At 69.0% G+C, this 17,400-nt stretch carries 15 protein-coding genes, 2 tRNA genes and 2 pseudogenes; 3 read left to right on the top strand and 16 right to left on the bottom strand.

What is annotated here, in order from left to right; all coding sequences use genetic code 11:
• Window positions 1-3: 3 nt before the first annotated feature.
• The 4 genes and pseudogenes from WA967_RS06855 to WA967_RS06870 all read right to left on the bottom strand — a co-directional run.
• On the bottom strand, window positions 4-645 hold the full coding sequence (locus tag WA967_RS06855) for an NADPH-dependent F420 reductase (RefSeq protein WP_424420408.1): 642 nt from the start codon (window positions 643-645) through the stop codon (window positions 4-6).
• Between the two features lie 55 nt (window positions 646-700).
• Window positions 701-835, bottom strand: a complete 135-nt coding sequence (locus WA967_RS06860; RefSeq protein WP_424420410.1) for a methionine/alanine import family NSS transporter small subunit — start codon at window positions 833-835, stop codon at window positions 701-703.
• Window positions 832-2,469: a sodium-dependent transporter gene (locus WA967_RS06865; protein WP_424420412.1), complete on the bottom strand. Its 1,638-nt coding sequence runs from the start codon at window positions 2,467-2,469 to the stop codon at window positions 832-834. The genes WA967_RS06860 and WA967_RS06865 overlap by 4 nt, the downstream gene beginning before the upstream one ends.
• An 85-nt stretch (window positions 2,470-2,554) precedes the next feature.
• Window positions 2,555-3,435, bottom strand: a pseudogene (locus WA967_RS06870) (Gfo/Idh/MocA family protein); the annotation flags it as partial.
• Between WA967_RS06870 and WA967_RS06875 the strand changes: the two are divergent.
• Window positions 3,432-4,367, top strand: a pseudogene (locus WA967_RS06875) (alpha-hydroxy acid oxidase); the annotation flags it as partial. The pseudogenes WA967_RS06870 and WA967_RS06875 sit on opposite strands and share 4 nt — an antisense overlap.
• 154 nt (window positions 4,368-4,521) lie before the next feature.
• Here WA967_RS06875 and WA967_RS06880 read toward each other — a convergent pair.
• The 7 genes from WA967_RS06880 to serS all read right to left on the bottom strand — a co-directional run bounded on the left by WA967_RS06880 (window position 4,522) and on the right by serS (window position 9,732).
• Window positions 4,522-5,508: an aldo/keto reductase gene (locus WA967_RS06880; RefSeq protein ID WP_424420415.1), complete on the bottom strand. Its 987-nt coding sequence runs from the start codon at window positions 5,506-5,508 to the stop codon at window positions 4,522-4,524.
• Window positions 5,509-5,591: 83 nt separating this feature from the next.
• Window positions 5,592-5,819 carry a DUF1653 domain-containing protein gene (locus WA967_RS06885; protein ID WP_424420417.1) on the bottom strand — a complete coding sequence of 76 codons (228 nt, stop codon included), beginning with the start codon at window positions 5,817-5,819 and terminating at the stop codon, window positions 5,592-5,594.
• A gap of 79 nt (window positions 5,820-5,898) precedes the next feature.
• Window positions 5,899-5,990, bottom strand: a tRNA-Ser gene (locus tag WA967_RS06890).
• A gap of 73 nt (window positions 5,991-6,063) precedes the next feature.
• Entirely contained in the window at window positions 6,064-7,329 is a 1,266-nt protein-coding gene (locus WA967_RS06895) for an LCP family protein (RefSeq protein ID WP_424420420.1), read from the bottom strand.
• Between the two features lie 47 nt (window positions 7,330-7,376).
• Window positions 7,377-7,461, bottom strand: a tRNA-Ser gene (locus WA967_RS06900).
• 163 nt (window positions 7,462-7,624) lie between these two features.
• Entirely contained in the window at window positions 7,625-8,419 is a 795-nt protein-coding gene (locus WA967_RS06905; protein ID WP_424420423.1) for an HAD family hydrolase, read from the bottom strand.
• Window positions 8,416-9,732, bottom strand: coding sequence for a serine--tRNA ligase (gene serS / locus WA967_RS06910; RefSeq protein ID WP_424420426.1), 1,317 nt, complete (start codon window positions 9,730-9,732; stop codon window positions 8,416-8,418). Before serS ends, WA967_RS06905 begins: the two co-directional genes overlap by 4 nt.
• Window positions 9,733-9,794: 62 nt before the next feature.
• Here serS and WA967_RS06915 point away from each other — a divergent pair, with 62 nt between their 5' ends.
• Window positions 9,795-10,793 carry a diacylglycerol/lipid kinase family protein gene (locus WA967_RS06915; RefSeq protein WP_424420429.1) on the top strand — a complete coding sequence of 333 codons (999 nt, stop codon included), beginning with the start codon at window positions 9,795-9,797 and terminating at the stop codon, window positions 10,791-10,793.
• A gap of 31 nt (window positions 10,794-10,824) precedes the next feature.
• Here the strand turns inward: WA967_RS06915 and WA967_RS06920 are convergent, their stop codons facing one another.
• The 3 genes from WA967_RS06920 to WA967_RS06930 form a co-directional block, all read right to left on the bottom strand.
• Entirely contained in the window at window positions 10,825-11,565 is a 741-nt protein-coding gene (locus WA967_RS06920) for a hypothetical protein (protein ID WP_424420432.1), read from the bottom strand.
• A gap of 63 nt (window positions 11,566-11,628) precedes the next feature.
• Window positions 11,629-13,092 (bottom strand): cardiolipin synthase, encoded by a 1,464-nt coding sequence (gene cls, locus WA967_RS06925; RefSeq protein WP_424420434.1) that lies wholly within the window; start codon window positions 13,090-13,092, stop codon window positions 11,629-11,631.
• Window positions 13,093-13,162: 70 nt separating this feature from the next.
• On the bottom strand, window positions 13,163-13,339 hold the full coding sequence (locus WA967_RS06930) for a hypothetical protein (protein WP_424420437.1): 177 nt from the start codon (window positions 13,337-13,339) through the stop codon (window positions 13,163-13,165).
• 134 nt (window positions 13,340-13,473) lie between these two features.
• Between WA967_RS06930 and WA967_RS06935 the strand changes: the two genes are divergently transcribed.
• Window positions 13,474-14,592 (top strand): DUF4192 family protein, encoded by a 1,119-nt coding sequence (locus tag WA967_RS06935; RefSeq protein WP_424420439.1) that lies wholly within the window; start codon window positions 13,474-13,476, stop codon window positions 14,590-14,592.
• A gap of 13 nt (window positions 14,593-14,605) precedes the next feature.
• Here WA967_RS06935 and WA967_RS06940 read toward each other — a convergent pair whose 3' ends face one another.
• Together WA967_RS06940 and lysS are read right to left on the bottom strand one after the other, a co-directional pair.
• Window positions 14,606-15,796, bottom strand: a complete 1,191-nt coding sequence (locus tag WA967_RS06940) for a MarP family serine protease (protein ID WP_424420442.1) — start codon at window positions 15,794-15,796, stop codon at window positions 14,606-14,608.
• 11 nt (window positions 15,797-15,807) lie between these two features.
• Window positions 15,808-17,331 (bottom strand): lysine--tRNA ligase, encoded by a 1,524-nt coding sequence (gene lysS / locus WA967_RS06945; protein WP_424420444.1) that lies wholly within the window; start codon window positions 17,329-17,331, stop codon window positions 15,808-15,810.
• Window positions 17,332-17,400 lie beyond the last annotated feature (69 nt).

Here is a 17,400-nt window from a genome sequence, read left to right on the forward strand (position 1 = left end):
GGCTCAGGGCAGGCGGTTGGCGATGGCCAGGTTGGCCTTCAGCTCCTCGGCGTTCTGCCGCACGACGTAGGCGGGACGGTCGCGCTCGACGCGCCACGACTCGCTGAGCGGGCCGATGTTGACGGTGTCGAAGCCGAGCTCGTCGTAGAAGCGGGTGACGAACTCCACAGCATCCGCGTGGTCGCTCGCGGTGGCCAGCGCACGACGGTTCGGCGTTCCCGCCGGGGCGACGTCGGTCGTGATGTCGCGGGCGGGGATGTGATTGAACGCCTTCGCGACGAGCGAGGTGGGCAGGTGCTGCTGCACCAGCTGCGAGGTGGTGGTCTCTCCCCGATCCAGCGCATCGATGCGGCCGTCGCGCTCGAAGTAGTAGTTGTTGGTGTCGAGCACGATCTTGCCTGCCAGCGGCTCGACGGGGATCTGGGCGAGCGCATGGAACGGCACGGTCACCACCACCACATCGCCGGCGGCCCCGGCATCCGCCGCCGTCGCCGCCCTGGCGTGCTCGCCCAGCTCGGCCACGAGATCCGCGAGGGTCTCGGGCCCGCGCGAGTTCGCGATCACCACGTCGTATCCGGCCGTGACAGCCGCGCGTGCGACCTGGCTGCCGATGTGTCCTGCACCGATGATTCCGAGAGTTGTCATGCTCGTGACAACAGGTGCGGAGCGCGAGTATTCCTGCGTGACGATCCGTGTCGCTCTACAGCTCGGCCGGCGGGTCGGGCTCGGCCTCGGCGACCTCAGGATGCCGGGCGAGGTTGATCACGCCGGCGACGAGTCCGCCCCAGACCGTGACCATGGCGATGATCATCATGACGACGGCGACGGGTGTCATGACCGGGCTCCTCTCGTCACGGCATCCGCTCTGCCTGCAGCATCCGGGATCCGGACGGCGCCGGTCTCCGCGTCCGGCGCGTACGCCTCATCGACGAGGAACGCGTCGTACTCCGGGTCGTCCTTGGCGCGCGAGCGCCGGCTCCACGGCAGCAGCGACAGCAGGATCGCCAGCACCACGAGCGAGACGACCATCCCCCAGCCGAAGATCGACAGGAACCACATCGGGTAGCCGCCGTAGGGCGCATCGACCTTGGCCCTGATTTCACTGACGAACAGGTAGCCCAGCACGAGCGGCGCCAGCGCGCCGACCAGCAGCATCCAGAACCATCCGACGGTGAAGCTGGAGCGCCGGTTGAGGTGGTCGCGCAGCGCAGGGAGCCGGTGCAGAATCCACCCGACGAGTATGACCGCGACCAGGGCGACGGCCATGATGCCGAACGCGTTGATGAACGCATCGGTGGTGTCCAGCACGGCCAGGGCCGTGGTCGTGGAGAACATCGCGATGGAGATCAGCGCGACGGGGATCGACACCACCAGCGTGGTGCGCACGCGCCCCCAGCCCAGCTTGTCCTGGAGAGCTGCGACCACCACCTCGAGCACGGAGATCAGCGAGGTGATGCCCGCGAACACCAGGGCGCCGAAGAACAGCACGCCGATGATCGATCCGCCGGTGGCCTGCGAGACGATCGTCGGGAAGGCCACGAAGGCCAGGCCGATGCCCGCGGTCGCGGTGTGCGCGACATCCGTGCCCTGCGCCTGCGCCATGAAGCCCAGGGCCGCGAACACGCCGATTCCGGCGAGGATCTCGAAGCCGGAGTTCGCGAACGCCACCACCAGGCCGGAGCCGGTGAGGTCGGTCCTGCGCTTGAGGTACGAGGAATAGGTGACCATGATGCCGAACGCCACCGACAGCGAGAAGAAGATGTGTCCGTAGGCGGAGGCCCACACCGCGGGGTCGGCGAGCGCCTGCCAGTTGGGCGTGAAGAAGGCGTTCAGGCCGTCGACGGCGCCGGGCAGGAACAGCGACTGCACCACCAGGGCAGCGAACATCACCGTCAGCAGCGGCATGAGCACGACGTTGGCGCGCCCGATGCCGCGCTTGACGCCCAGGGCCATGATGATGACGACGACCAGCCACACCGCGATCAGCGGGTATCCCACCTGTGGCACGAACTGCGTCGATACGCCGTGCTTGACGTCCCCCATCTGCAGGAAGTCGCCGAAGAAGAAGTCGTTCTCGTTTCCGGCGCCCCAGGTGATCTGCGCGGAGAACCAGGTGTACATGGCGGCCCACGCGATGATCACGGCGTAGTAGGTGGCGATCACCACGCAGATCAGCACCTGCCACCAGCCCAGCGGCTCGGCGGCCCGGTGCATGCGGCGGAACGCCAGTGGCGCCGACCCGCGGAACCGGTGCCCGATCGCGTAGTCGAGGAACAGCAACGGGATGCCGGCGGTCAGCAGCGCGCACAGGTACGGGATGAGGAACGCCCCGCCGCCGCCCTCGTAGGCGACGTACGGGAATCGCCAGATGTTCCCCAACCCCACCGCCGATCCGATCGCGGAGAGGATGAAGACGTTCCGGGAGCCGAAAGCCTCCCGTTTGGTGGACTGCGTCGTCGCGGATGGCATGAGTCGAGGGTATCGGAGCGGGGCGGACCGACTCAGCGAGTTGACGGAAGCTTGAGGCGGGGCGGCCGGCCGCCCCGCCTCCGCGTCACCTCGTCGCGACGAACGGGTCGAAGCCCTCCGGGAGCAGCGGCACGGGAGCGACGGTGCTGGCGATGTCGAGCGTGCTGCCGGAGGCCGCGGACTCCTGCGCCGAGAGCATGACGTCGAGCACGTGATAGCCGAGCTCGCCGTTGGCGACGTGCGGGCGATCCTCGGCGATGGCACGGGCCATGTCCAGCACACCCAGGCCGCGGCCGGTGACGACGCCGTGCGAGGGGATCTCGATCCACTCCTGCTCGACGGACATGCCATCGCGCAGCACGCCGAGGGGCTTCACGTACGCGATGCGACCGTCGAACTGGTTGGGGTCCGGCAGCACGATCGTGCCCTCGGTGCCGTGGATCTCGACGATGCCGTGCCGTTCCAGCGCCGAGTCGAAGCTCAGCAGGTGCGTACCGTGCTGTCCGCCCTCGAACGAAGTCAGCACCTGCACGCGGGACGGCACCTCGACAGGGAACGTCTCGCCCGCGCGCGGGCCCGTGCGGATCTCGCGCTGCGTGCGAGAGCGCGAACCGCGGGCGGCGACGGAGACGATGGGGCCGAGCAGGCTCACCAGCGCGGAGAAGTAGTACGGCCCCATGTCCAGCAGCGGGCCGGCCCCTTGTGCGAAGAAGAAGGGGCCGGCTCGGGATGCCACATGTCGGGCCCCTGGGTCTGGAATACTGTGCTGGCGAACAGGGGACGACCGATCACCCCGCCCTGGATGGCCCGCTTCGCGGTCTGGAAGCCGGGGCCGAGGATGGTGTCGGGTGCGGAGCCGATCCGTACGCCCGCGGCAGCCGCTGCACGCAGCAGCTGTGCCGCGCCCTCGCGCTCCAGGCCCAGCGGCTTCTCCGACCACACGTGCTTGCCCGCGGTGACGGCAGACCGAGGGCGAGACCGCCGGTGCCGGGGCCGCCGCAGCCGCCGGCATCCCGTTCACACTGTCCACGCTCGGCACCACGTCGATCGAGGGCGTGAAGGCCGCCAACCTTCGAGAGCCTCAGGGACCCATTCCAGGAAGGAACTGGTTCCAGCTGTACGTCATGCGCGACCGCGAGATCTCCTACGAGCTCACCCGCCGCGCCGCCGCCGCCGGGTTCGACACCCTGCACTTCACCGTGGACACGCCGGTAGCCGGAGCCCGGCTGCGCGACAAGCGCAACGGGTTCAGCATCCCGCCGCAGCTGACGCTGGGAACCATCATCAACGCGATCCCGCGACCGTGGTGGTGGTTCGACTTCCTCACCACCCCGAAGCTCGAGTTCGCCTCGCTCAGCACCACCGGCGGGACCGTCGGCGAGCTGCTGGATGCCGCCATGGATCCCACGATCAGCTATGACGACATCGGCGTGATCCGCGACCTGTGGCCCGGCAAGATCGTCGTCAAGGGCGTGCAGAACGTCGAGGACTCGGTGCGGCTGCGCGATGCCGGCGTCGACGGCATCGTGCTCTCCAACCACGGCGGGCGCCAGCTCGACCGCGCGCCCATCCCGTTCCATCTGCTGCCTCACGTGCGCAAGGCCGTGGGAGACGACTTCACCGTCATGATGGACACCGGCATCATGAACGGCGCCGACGTCGTGGCGGCCATCGCCCTGGGTGCGGACTTCACGCTCATCGGGCGGGCGTACCTGTACGGCCTGATGGCCGGCGGGCGAGCGGGCGTGGACCGCACGATCACCATCCTGCGCACCGAGATCGAGCGCACCATGCGCCTGCTGGGCGTCGCCTCGCTCGCCGAGCTGGAGCCCGGCCACGTCACGCAGTTGGCGCGTCTCGTACCGGTCGCGCAGGGAGCAGCGGTGTCTGCGCGCTGAAGGTCCGCCCGAGCGCGCAACACCCCATGGACGCCGCACCCCGACGAGGCGCATGCTGCTGGTGCTGAGCCTGCCCGCGCGGGCAGGAGACCCGGGAGACCGCTCGGCGCTCATGCCGTGAGGCGGGCCTGCACGATTCGTGCGAATCGACGGCTCACCACTTCGAGTGGATGGCCTCGCGGAAGCGGCGGTCGTAGATCTCGCGCACGGATGCCGTGAACTCCTCCCCCAGATCCGGAATGGATCCCGCGGCAGCGTTCGACTCCGCCTGGGAGACGCTGCGGGCGCCGGGGATCACCGACGAGACGCCGGGAATCTGGGACACCCACGCCAGGGCCGCCGCAGCCGGCGCGAGACCGTGCCGCTCTGCGAGCGCGGAGAACTCCCGCGCAGCCTCCACGCCCTCGTCGTAGTCGACACCCGAGAACGTCTCACCTTGATCGAACGCCTCCCCGTGCCTGTTGAAGCTGCGGTGGTCGTTCGCAGCGAACACGGTGTCGTGCGTGTAGCGCCCCGAGAGCAGTCCGCTGGCGAGCGGCACCCGGGCGATGATCCCGACTCCGGCTTCGCGCGCGGCCGGCAGCACGCGGTCGAGCGGCTTCAGCCGGAACGCATTGAGGATGATCTGCACGGTCGCGACCCCCGGGCGCGCGATCGCGGTGAGCGCCTCGTCGACTCTCTCGACGCTCACACCGTAGTTCGCGATCGCCCCGTCGTCGACGAGCGTGTCCAGTGCGTCGAACACGGCGTCATCGGAATACACCGCGGTGGGCGGGCAGTGCAGCTGCACGAGATCCAGCGTCTCGACGCCCAGGTTGCGCCGACTGCGGTCGGTCCACGCGCGGAAGTTCTCCAGGACGTAGTTCTCCGGGACCTGATCCACGCGACGCCCCATCTTGGTCGCGACGGTGACCTCGGCATCCGGGTGATCACGACGCCAAGCTCCGATCAGCGACTCGCTGCGCCCATCGCCGTAGACGTCCGCTGTGTCGAAGAAGGTGACGCCCGCCGCCGCGCTCGCGTCCAGCACCGCCCGCGCATCGGCCTCGCTCACCTCGCCCCAGTCGGCGCCCAGCTGCCAGGTTCCCAGTCCGATGAGAGAGACGTCACGGCCGGTACGGCCAAGGATGCGATGCTGCATGCCACCAGCCTAGATGCCGCGCTGACTGCGACCAGCGCCTGCCGTTGAGTGCATGCTGACGAGGTGCGGTGCAGCGCTCCGTGTTACGCGATCCGGACGAATCGCGGGCCGCTGTAGCCGTCGCGCGCAACATGCTCCGTGAACATGTCCAGCGGGCGCGCCCAGTGGCTGTAGTCGTCGTAGAGCTTGCGGTAGAAGACCAGCGGCTCGTCGGTCTCGCTGTGCCGGCCGACGGCGATGACCTCGTACCGGGCGCCTTTGAAGTGCTGGTAGATGCCCGGTGCCACCTGCTGTGTCTCGTTCTCGGCCATGCCTCATCCTCACACGCATCGGCCATCCGTCACAGCAGAAAATCTGAGCCCCGAGACTGCGTCCCGGGGCTCAAATTCTTGGCGGAGACGGAGGGATTTGAACCCTCGGTCCCCTTGCGAGGACTCCACCTTAGCAGGGTGGTGCACTAGGCCTGACTATGCGACGTCTCCAGGTGCCCGACCGGAATCGAGCACGTCATGCAATCATAACTGGTCGCGCGGAGTGCGGCGAACCGGGCGAACCTCAGCGCCGCACGTTGCCGTTCGAGCAGGTGACCTGGGCGGCCGACGTGCCCTTGATCGCGGACGGGAGCTGGGTGACATCCGTCGGCGCATCGGTGGGCGTGCCCGTGGGAGCATCCGTCGGGCTCGTCGTCGGCGTCGCCGGGTCCGCGGGCGTCTCGGGCCCCGGATCCTTCACGACCACACCGTCGTTGCTGTTGTTCTCGTGGGTGATCTGCAGCTGCGAGTTGGCCGTGATGGCGTCCCACAGGATCTTGGCGTTGCGCTTGTCCGGGATGACGCGGTTCGGATCGGCGGGGTCGTACATCGTGGGGTACTGCACGAACACGAAGTCCTGGAACGGCACGTCCTTGACGGCCAGCGCGATCTGCGCGATGGTCATGGGGTTGGCCAGCGAGGTGGACGTCTCGAGGTTGTTCAGACCCGTGTCAGCCAGCCTGAGCATGGTGCCGACGTTGCCGAGCACCTGGCCGCTGACCAGCTTGCGCACCAGACTCGACATGTACTGCTGCTGGTTGCTGATGCGCCCCAGGTCGCTGCCGTCGCCCACGCCGTGCCGGGTGCGCAGGAACTGCAGCGCCTGCAAGCCCTGGATGGTGTGATCTCCGGCGGCCATGTCGAGACCCGTGAAGCGGTCCTTGATGGGGTTCGCCAGGCACACATCGACGCCGCCGATGGCATCCGTGATCTCGATCACGCCGCCGAAGGTGACCTTCGCGGCGAACTCGATGTCCTCGCCGCCGACGAGACTCGAGACGGTCTTGGCCACGCAGTTCAGCCCGCCCTTCTCGCCGCCGTGCTCGTAGGCGACGTTGAGCTGCTGCTTGCTCATCGCCGAGTAGGTCCTGTTGTTGGCATCCGTGCAGGACGGGATCGGGATCATCAGGTCGCGGGGGAAGCTCACGACCGTGACGCGGCGCGGCTCGGACGAGACGTGCACGAGCATGGTGACGTCGTTCAGCGTGCCGCCGGCGTCCTTGCCCGAGCAGCGCTGCCCGAACAGTGCGGCGTACTTCGGCTCGCAGGTGTCGACGCCCGTCAGCAGGATGTCGAATCCGCCCTTGTAGGCGGCGATGTCCGGCGGCAGCTCCTTCTGGTGATCCAGCTGCACTGCATTGGCGCTGACGGTGTTCAGCATCCCGCCGACCACGAACGTGGCCACGCCGATGCCGCTGACAAGCACCACGGCCATGGCGATGCCGATGAGCTTGAGCAGCTGCCCGACGGCGCCCGGCGAGCGCAGCTGACCATGACGGGCGATGGGCATGCGTCGCCTGGCGGAGGTGCTCACACGGTGCCTTTCACGAACAGAAGCGGAGGGTGTGGGATTCGAACCCACGAGACATCACTGCCCACTGGTTTTCAAGACCAGCTCCATCGGCCGCTCGGACAACCCTCCCGATCCCGGCTCGCACCGGTCGATCAGGCGTCGAGTCTATCGGTTCCGGGGGAGGATCGAACTCGCCGACGCCTCAATTGTGGCGTGAAGACCTGGATAAGCCCTGGATTGACGCTCGGAACGCACGGGGAGCGGATGCTGCGCCGCAGGGCTCCCGGATGCCTCAGAGCAGCGTCCTCAGGGCGATCGCGAGACCGCCGTCGTCGACGCTCAGCGTCTGCTCGCCGGCGGCGTCCTTCACCTCGTCCGGGGCCTGCCCCATCGCGACGGCGCGTCCGCCGCCACCCTGTGCCCAGGCGAACATGCCGAGGTCGTTGCGGCCGTCCCCGGCCACCAGCACGTCCTCGCCGTTCACACCGAGCTCGGTGCGCACCCGCTCGAGCGCGGTGCCCTTGTCGACGCCGTGCGGGGCGATGTCCAGCCATGCCGTCCAGCCGATGGCGTAGGAGACCTCGTTCAGCCCCACCTCCTCCACCAGCCGGTGGAAGTCCGCCTCATCGTGGTTCGGCGAGACGACCACCACGCGCGAGACGGGCTGCGAGACGAGCTCCTCGAACGTGACCTGGCGACCGCCGTCGAGCGTCCAGTCGTCGAGCACAGCGGTGTACAGCCGCTGACCGGACTCCAGTTCGACCATGTACCGAGCCTCCGGCAGCCGCTCGCGCAGCAGCGCCAGCACCGGGGTGGGATCGAACACCTCCACGTGCCAGCGGGTCCACTCGCCGTCGACGCGCCGCATGATCACGGCGCCGTTCGAGCACACCGCGAACTCGCTCGTCAGACCGAGCTGCTCGACGTACCCGCGCGTGCCGCCCCACCCGCGACCGGTGGCCAGCATCACCTCGAAACCGGCATCCCGCACCTCGGCGACGGCGTCCACGACCCCGGGGCTGAGGGTCTCGTCCTGGCACAGGATGGTGCCGTCGACGTCCAGGCCCACCAGGCCCCGGACGGTCACTCCGCGACCTGCGCAGGGTCGACCCCTTCGACGGGCTCAGGAACCCATCCGATGGGCCGCAGCACCTCGATGCCGCCCAGGTACGGACGCAGCACCTCCGGCACGGTGACCGACCCGTCGGCCTGCTGGTGCGTCTCGAGGAGGGCGACGATCCATCGGGTGGTGGCCAGCGTGCCGTTCAGCGTGGCCACGTTCGCGGTCTTCCCACCCTCTTCGGGGCGATACCGCACGTCGAGCCGGCGCGCCTGGTACGTGGTGCAGTTCGACGTGGACGTGAGCTCGCGGAACGCGCCCTGCGTGGGCACCCACGCCTCGATGTCGAACTTTCGCGCGGCGCTGGAGCCCAGGTCGCCGGCGGCCACGTCGATCACGCGGTACGACAGGCCGAGTGCGGTGAGCATCTCCTCCTGCAGCGCGACCAGCCGGTCGTGCTCGGCCTCGGCATCCTCGGGAGTGGTGTAGACGAACATCTCCAGCTTGTTGAACTGGTGCACGCGGATGATGCCGCGGGTGTCCTTGCCGTACGAGCCGGCCTCGCTGCGGTAGCAGGTGGACCAGCCCGCGTAGCGCTGCGCGCCTGCGGACAGGTCGAGGATCTCGTCCTTGTGGTAGCCGGCCAGCGGCACCTCGCTGGTGCCGACCAGGTACAGGTCCTCCTTGTCGAGGTGGTACACCTCATCGGCGTGCTCGCCGAGGAACCCGGTGCCCTGCATGATCTCCGGGCGCACCAGCGTGGGGACGATCATGGGCGTGAAGCCGTTGTCGAGCGCCTTCTGCAGCGCCAGGTTCATCAGCGCGATCTCCAGTCGCGCGCCGATGCCCTTGAGGAAGTAGAACCGGGAGCCGGAGACCTTCACGCCCCGCTCCATGTCGATGGCGCCCAGCAGCTCGCCGATCTCCAGGTGGTCGCGCGGAGTGAAGTCGAACGTGGGGATCTCGCCGACGCGGCGCAGTTCGACGAAGTCCTCCTCGCCACCGGAGGGGACGCCGTCGATGATGACGTTCTCGATCTTCGCCAGAGCGGATGCTGCGGCGTCCGCCGCCTCGTTCGACGCCTGCTGCGCGGCCTTGACCCGCTCGGCCAGGTCCTTCACCTGCGCGACGAGCGCCGCCTTCTCGTCCTTGGGCGCCTTGGCGACGGTCTTGCCGAAGGCATTCTGCTCGGCCCGCAGGGACTCGAACGCGTTCAGCGCATCACGGCGCGATCGGTCGGCCTCGATCGCGGCGTCGACGGTCTCGGGCGCGTTCCCGCGCGCGAGCTGTGAACGACGGACGAGCTCGGGCTCGTCGCGGAGGAGGTTCAGATCGATCATTGTGCAAGTCTATCGAGCGGCCCCGACGCGCCGATCGGGGCGACGGGCCGTAGAGTGGCGGCATGTCGGCATCCGAGGACCAGCACCCGCACGCGGCGCTGGTGCTCAACCCGGTGAAGGTCGACACGAAGAAGCTGCGCGCCACGCTCCAGGCACTCTCGAAGAAGCACGGCTGGGGCCCGCCGAGGTTCTACGAGACCAGCGTGGCCGACCCCGGGCGGCAGGCCGCCCGCACGGCTCTGGACGAGGGCGCCGTCGCGGTGCTCGCCGCCGGCGGAGACGGCACCGTGCGCTCGGTCTCCGAGGCGATGGCCGGTACCGGCATCCCCTTCGCGATCGTCCCCGGCGGCACGGGCAACCTGTTCGCCCGTAACCTGGGCCTGCCGCTGCTGGATCCGGAGAAGGTGATGGATGCCGTGTTCACCGGCTTCACGCATCCGGTGGACATCGGCTGGGCGGAACTGACCAAGCAGGACGGCACCTCGTCCGAGCACGGATTCGTCGTGCTGGCCGGGATGGGGCTCGACGCCGACATGATCGCCAACACACGCCCCGATCTGAAGAAGACCGTCGGCTGGGTCGCGTACCTGGAGGGCGCGGCGCGGTCGCTGCCCCGGGCGAAGCCGTTCCGCGTCGTCTACCAGCTCGATGACGGCAGGCTGCACTCCACCAAGGTGCACAGCATGCTGTTCGCCAACTGCGGCGCCCTTCCTGCGGGGATCGCCCTCATGCCGGATGCCTCGCTCGACGACGGCACGATGGACATCGCGGTCATCCAGCCCACCGGTCCGCTGGGCTGGATGGGCGTCTGGCGCAAGGTGTGGTGGGACAACTCGGTGCTGCGCCGCTCACGCGCCGGACGCCGCGTGCTCGAGCGTCGCGGCAAGGAGGCGTCGATCCGGTACCTCCGCGGGCAGCGGGCCGAGGCCGCGATGGTCTCCCCCACCTCGATCGAGCTCGACGGCGATGAGATGGGCACCGCCGTGCGGATGACGTGCCGCATCCAGCAGGGCGGTCTGAGCATCCTGCTCCCCGCCGGGCACGACGTCTCCCGCTTCTGATCGGACTTCTGTCCGGCCGAGGACAGGCTGGTCAGCCGAGCACAGGCACCTCGCCGGAAAGGCCGTCCCCCTGCATCCGCAGCGTGAACGATCCATCGCCCTGCCGCTCCTCCGTCAGCTGGATGACCGTCACACGCGGCGACAGATCCATCGTGCACACGCGATCGAGCGACGCGAACGACACCGAGATCTGGTCCTTCGTCTGAACCGCCTGCTCCGGCACGGGCGGACAGGTCGAGGATCCGTACGTGATCAGCAGGATGCCGTCGTCGTCGAACCAGCCCGCCGAGGGCTGTCCGATCGGAGCGTCGCTGGGCACCGCATCGAGCGCGTCGAGGTCGGCATCCTCCGTCAGATCCCGATAGACGATCCTCACCGCCACGTCCTTCGTGACGTCGACGCCGCCGGGGACGGGGAACGCGATGGCCCGCGGACCGAAGTCCGCGGTGCAGGCGGTGTTCTCCCCCGCTCTGTCGGTGAGCGTCACCTCGATGGTCTGGCCGTCTGCCTTCGCGTCGGCCCTGTGCGGCTGGCAGTCCTTCGACGACGAGCCCCAGGTGACGATGCCGATGGATGCTCCACCAGCGAGCCACGCCGCCCCGACGTCGCCCGAGTCGTGCTCACCCGGTGCGGTCGGCGCCGTGGAGGGATCCGATGCGCTCGTGCTGGTGGCTGCCGGCGCGGTCGGAGTCGTGGAGCATCCGGCTGCCGGCACCGCGACGGCGGCGAGTGCGAGGACGAACGGGACCAGGCGGAGTCGCGAAAGGCTCATGGCCCCAGTCTCGCCCGGTCTTGCATGCTCGGCAACCGGCGCCTGCCGCAGCTCGGCAACGGCCTACTGCAGCGCCGAGGTCAGGCGCGCGAGGTTGTCGAGCACGGTGGAGCGCAGCGGCTGCTTCATCCACTCCTCCAGCGTCAGCTCGCGGCTGAGCATCCGGTACTCGTCCTCGACGATGCGCATCTCGTCGACGAACTCCTCGCCTCTGACCAGCATGGAGACCTCCATGTTCAGACCGAAGGAGCGCATGTCCATGTTGCTGGAGCCGATGACGGCCACCTGGTCGTCGATGGTGAGACTCTTGGTGTGCAGGATGTACGGCCTGGGGTACATCCAGATCCGCACCCCGGCGCTCAGCAGCGCCTCGTAGTAGCTGCGTTGCGCGTGGTAGACCATCGCCTGGTCGCCCTCCTCCGAGACGAAGAGCTCCACCTGCACGCCGCGGTCGACCGCCGCGGTCACGGCCAGCAGCAGCGCCTCGTCGGGTACGAAGTACGGGCTGACGATCATGATGCGCTCCCGCGCGGCGTACAGCAGGGCCAGGAACAGTCGCAGGTTGTTCTCCACCTCGAATCCCGGACCCGACGGCACGACCTGGCATCCCAGCTCGCCCGTGCCGTGCTCGATCCTGGTCAGATCGCCGATGTCGGGGACGCGATCGGTCTCGGCGTAGTAGTCGCTCAGGAACACGGCGTTCAGGCTGGCGACGACGGGTCCCCGCATGCGCACCATGAGGTCGACCCAGTGCAGGCCGCGCTTGATGTTCTTGGGCAGGTTGTACGAGGAGTCGGTGACGTTCTGCGATCCGACGAACCCGACCGAGCCGTCGACCACGAGCAGCTTGCGGTGATTGCGCAGATCCGGACGCTGGATGCGACCGCGCAGCGGCTGCACGGGGAGCATCAGGTGCCAGTCGGCCCCCATGTCGTCGAGCCGCTTCAGTGTCTCGCGGTACTTCGGCTTCCAGCGGTTGGCCCAGTAGTCCAGCAGTACGCGCACCGGGACGCCCCGGGCCGCCGTCTCCTCCATCGCGCGGAAGAAGTTGTCGGTGGAGGCGTCCGACTGCAGGATGTAGAACTCGACGTGCACGTAGTCCTGTGCGTTGCGCATGGCCTCGGCCATGGCATCCAGCGACTCCTGGTAGTCGCTGATCAGGTGCGCCTCATTGCCACCGGAGAGCGGGAGGGCGCCCAGATGCTGGTTCATGGCCACCAGCGGCGGGAACCACTCGGGCGCGTTCGGTCGCACGGAGCCGAAATTCAGGTGCCCGGCCGCCTCGGCGATGTACTCGTTGACCTGCTCCTGCTTGCGGCGTCGTGCGCGCGGCAGCTTGGGGTTTCCGATCAGCAGGAACAGCAGCACGCCCAGCACGGGGATGAGGAAGATCGCCAGCAGCCACGCCATCGCCGAGCTGGGGCGGCGGTTGCGTGGCACGATGATGATCGAGATGACGCGCATCGAGATGTCGATGACCAGGTACCCGGTGACGGCCCACCACGGCCAGTTGTTCACGTCGAACATCGCACCCCCTTCTCGGCCCTCACTGCTGTCCGCTCTGGTTCACAGTAGCCGCAGTCCGAGACGGAGGCGGTCAGGATGCCTTGGGCGGCAGTCCGCGTCGAGCGCGCTCCTCGGCCTCGATCTGGGCGTGCACCTTGCGCTCGGTGCGGTCGGATCGCAGGATGCCGCGCAGGATGATCGCGAAGAGGATGCAGATCGCCAGGGTCGGCAGAATCGCCCAGCCCACCGCGACCCAGATGTTGTCCACGTCTCAATCGTACGGTACGGCCGCTGTGAATCGCCCTGCACAGAAGGCGGATCCGGACGACCTGTGCACAGCAGCCGAGGATCCCGCGGATCCAGTGTGAGCACAGGTGGGAGCCTGCTCGGCACACTCACGGCATGAGCACGATCATCCACGCCACAGAACCCGCCGAGCTGCTCGGCATCGTCCCGGCTCTGGCCGGCTTCACCCCGAGGCGGAGCATCGTGATGCTGCCGTTCCACGGGAACCGCGCGCACGGCGCGATGCGCATGGATCTGCCGGATGCCGACGTCGATCCCGAGGAGTTCGCGAACGCCGCCGTGCACGCGCTTCTGCAGGTGCGCGGCGTCGACGCGACGGCCGTCGTGGTCTACACCGACGAATCTGCGCAGACCGTCCCCGACGGTGTCCTGCTGCCGAGGCTGGCGCTCGCGGAGACGCTGGTCGACGTCATCGAGCAGGCGGGGCTGCATCTCGTCGACGCCCTGTGCGTGACGCCGGAGGGGTGGGCGGACTACGGGGAGGACGGGCCCGTCATCCGGCCACTGGCCGGCATCCCGCTCCTCCCGGACCTTCCCGGGATCGGGTCCGTCACCGGCGACCAGACCGCGGGCGCGGAACTGCCACCGGGCGACCTCGTGCAGCGTGAGCGCGTCGGGCTCGCGCTGCACGAGCTGGAGCAGCTGCTGGCGGGGCATCGCCCCGGCCGCATCGCGGCGAAGCCCGGAGAGAGCCCTCTGGCGCTCGAGCGCGCGGGCATGATCCTCGACGATCTGCCGGGGTTCGTCGAGCGGATCACGGGCAGCCCCGGCGACCTGTCCCCCTATGACTGCGCGGCGCTGCTGTGGTGCCTGAACCGGCCCGCCCTGCGCGACGCCGTGATCGTGCAATGGGCGACCGACGACGAGTTCGGATGCCTGGCGCTGCAGGCGCAGCTGGAGTTCGCGGGCACCCACGACGAGATCCCGGATGCCGTCGGCCGGGTGTTCCTGGGGCGCGGGCCCCGCCCCGACCCCGATCGGCTGGGTTGCGCTCTGCAGGTGGTGCGTCGGGCCGCGTCGCTCGCCCCACGGACAGCGAAGCCCGGCGCCCTGACGGCAGCCGCCTGGCTGGCGTGGGCGATGGGGCGCTCCTCGCACGCCGGGCAGTACATCGATCAGGCGCTGAAGATCGAGCCGGAGCACGGCATGGCGTCGCTGATCTCGAGCATGCTGTCGGCGGCGCTGCTGCCGGAGTGGGTGCTGCATCGTGCCTGATGCGAGCTGCGCGCTACTCTTTCCGACATGCTCCGGTCGAGACGGTCTTCTTGTCGCTCCCCAGCTGGGCGATCACGGGCAGCAGTTCGGCATTGGTCATCGCGTAGCCGATGCCCGGCTTGACCTCGTCCTTGGCGAAGACGAGACCCGCCGCCTGCCCGCTCTCGGTGAGCAGCGGTCCGCCGGAGTTGCCGGGCTCCACCTGCGCCCGCAGCGCGTAGATGCTGCGCACATCGGTGCGGTCACCGTAGATGCTCGGCAGCGTCGCATTCGACGACGAGATCACCCCGGCGGCCACCTCGGTGAAGGGTCCCCCGAAGGGGTACCCCATCACGGCGGCGCCGTCGCCGGGCTTCAGCGCATCGGAGAGCGCGAGCGGCTTGGCCGTGACGTCGGCGGCGATCACCGCGATGTCGTCCACGGGGTCGTAGTAGATCACGCGGCCGTCGCGTGCGGGCTCCCCCGGCAGCTCCACCACGGGCGTGCTGACACCCGCCACGACGTGCGCGTTGGTGATGATGCGGTCGGGGGCGATCACGAAGCCCGAGCCGTTGGAGATGATGCTGCACTGGCTGGCCACGCCCGAGACGCGGGCCACCGAAGCCTGCGCGGCCTTCAACCCGGGGCTCGACAGGTCGATGGAACCGGCGTGCGGCGAGGCGTCCAGCACGCCGGGGCTGGCCGCGCCGTCGACCGTCGGCAGCTGCATCCCGCCGAACACGAGCGCGCGCAGCCGTGCTGTCGCATCGGCGAGCGGAGCCGGCGTGTACTGCTCGATGGTGCTCAGCACGCTGGACGAGGCGACGGCGGGCGAGAGGCCGGGGATGCCGGCCGTCGCGATCGACGATCCCGCCATCGTGACGGCCAGGGCGCCGGCGACCAGCGCGGCGACACCGCCCAGCATCCGCTCCAGCACCCGCAGACGCAGGTGGTCCGCTCCCCGGCGCAGCAGCGCGCCGATCGCCGATCCGATTCCCGAGCCGACGACCAGCAGTGCCAGGGCGACGGCCACGACGATCAGCCCCTGCCACTGACTCTCCGGCAGCACGCGGGCCACCAGCGGAAGCACTACGGGCACGGCGAGCGCACCCGCGACCAGCCCGCACAGCGCGCCGAGGATCGAGAAGAACCCCGCGCTCAGACCCACCACGACGGCGACCAGCAGAAGCACCGCGATGACAAGATCGACGACCCCGAACACCACGGTGATCTCCCCTACTTCACCAGTGGGAAGAGGATCGTCTCGCGGATGCCCAGGCCCGTGACGGCCATCAGCAGTCGATCGATGCCCATGCCCATGCCCCCGGACGGCGGCATGCCGTGCTCGAGCGCGCGCAGGAACTCCTCGTCGATGGACATGGCCTCGTCGTCACCGCGCGCGGCCAGCTTGGCCTGCTCGGTGAAGCGCTCGCGCTGGATGACGGGGTCGACCAGCTCGGAGTACCCGGTGGCCAGCTCGAACCCGCGGATGTACAGGTCCCACTTCTCCACGACGCCGGCGGTCGAGCGATGGTCGCGCACCAGCGGAGAGGTGTCGACGGGGAAGTCCATCACGAACGTGGGGCGCACCAGGTCGCCCTTCACGAAGTGCTCCCACAGCTCCTCGACGAGCTTGCCGTGCGTGGCATGCGCGGGGATGTCCACACCGCTCTCGTTCGCGAAGGCGATCAGGTCCTCGACCGCATCCTGCGGGGTGACCGTGCGACCGCATGCCGCCGACAGCGAGTCGTACATCGAGATGCGGTCCCACTCACCGCCCAGGTCGTACTCGGTGCCGTCCGCCCACGTGACGGTGGTGGATCCGGCGACCGCGATGGCCGCGTTCTGCACGAGCTCCTGCGTGAGCTCGGCCATCTGGTTGTAGTCGCCGTACGCCTGGTAGGCCTCGAGCATGGCGAACTCCGGCGAGTGCGTGGAGTCCGCCCCCTCGTTGCGGAAGTTGCGGTTGATCTCATAGACCCGCTCGATACCGCCGACCACGGCGCGCTTGAGGTACAGCTCCGGGGCGATGCGCAGGTACAGCTCCGTGTCGAACGCGTTGGAGTGCGTCACGAACGGACGGGCGGATGCCCCGCCGTGCTGCACCTGCAGCATGGGGGTCTCCACCTCGAGGTAGTCGTGGCTGGTGAACGTGGCGCGCAGGCTGGCGTTCACGGCTGCGCGGGCGCGCACGGTGGCGCGGGCCTGGTCGCGCACGATCAGGTCGAGGAAGCGGCTGCGCACGCGCGACTCCTCACTGAGCTCGGCGTACACGTTCGGCAGCGGCAGGATCGCCTTGGATGCGATGGCCCAGTCGTCGGCCATGATCGACAGCTCGCCGCGCCGGCTGGAGATGACCTCACCGTGCACGAACACGTGATCGCCCAGGTCGACGAGCTCCTTCCAACCCGCCAGCGACTCCTCGCCGACGTTCGCGAGGGAGACCATCGCCTGGATGCGCGAACCGTCGCCGGCCTGCAGGGTCGCGAAGCACAGCTTGCCGGTATTGCGGCTGAACACCACGCGGCCGGCCACGCCGACGATCTCGCCGGTCTCGGCGCCGGCCTCGAGGCCGCCGTACTGCGCGCGCAGCGCCGGGATGCCGTGCGTGACGGGCACGCCCACGGGGAACGCCCCGCCACCGGCATCCGCCCGGTTCGCGATCAGCTTGTCGCGCTTGGCAAGACGCACGGCCTTCTGCTCGAAGACGTCGTCCTCCAGCTCGGCGGGGACGGTGGTCTGCGCAGGCACGTCAGTCATGGGTGGGGCTCCTCGGGAAAGTCGCCTCCCAGTCTACCGGCGGGGCTTCGGCCCTCCTGAGCGCGAGGC

The organism is Microbacterium sp. (assembly GCF_049650565.1).
Classification (GTDB): Bacteria; Actinomycetota; Actinomycetes; order Actinomycetales; family Microbacteriaceae; genus Microbacterium.

Coding starts and splice junctions, on each gene's coding strand:
- WA967_RS06855 (WP_424420408.1), bottom strand. CDS start 645: ATGACAACTCTCGGAATCATCGGTGCAGGACACATCGGCAGCCAGGTC.
- WA967_RS06860 (WP_424420410.1), bottom strand. CDS start 835: ATGACACCCGTCGCCGTCGTCATGATGATCATCGCCATGGTCACGGTC.
- WA967_RS06865 (WP_424420412.1), bottom strand. CDS start 2,469: ATGCCATCCGCGACGACGCAGTCCACCAAACGGGAGGCTTTCGGCTCC.
- WA967_RS06880 (WP_424420415.1), bottom strand. CDS start 5,508: ATGCAGCATCGCATCCTTGGCCGTACCGGCCGTGACGTCTCTCTCATC.
- WA967_RS06885 (WP_424420417.1), bottom strand. CDS start 5,819: ATGGCCGAGAACGAGACACAGCAGGTGGCACCGGGCATCTACCAGCAC.
- WA967_RS06895 (WP_424420420.1), bottom strand. CDS start 7,329: ATGCCCATCGCCCGTCATGGTCAGCTGCGCTCGCCGGGCGCCGTCGGG.
- serS (WP_424420426.1), bottom strand. CDS start 9,732: ATGATCGATCTGAACCTCCTCCGCGACGAGCCCGAGCTCGTCCGTCGT.
- WA967_RS06915 (WP_424420429.1), top strand. CDS start 9,795: ATGTCGGCATCCGAGGACCAGCACCCGCACGCGGCGCTGGTGCTCAAC.
- WA967_RS06920 (WP_424420432.1), bottom strand. CDS start 11,565: ATGAGCCTTTCGCGACTCCGCCTGGTCCCGTTCGTCCTCGCACTCGCC.
- cls (WP_424420434.1), bottom strand. CDS start 13,092: ATGTTCGACGTGAACAACTGGCCGTGGTGGGCCGTCACCGGGTACCTG.
- WA967_RS06935 (WP_424420439.1), top strand. CDS start 13,474: ATGAGCACGATCATCCACGCCACAGAACCCGCCGAGCTGCTCGGCATC.
- lysS (WP_424420444.1), bottom strand. CDS start 17,331: ATGACTGACGTGCCTGCGCAGACCACCGTCCCCGCCGAGCTGGAGGAC.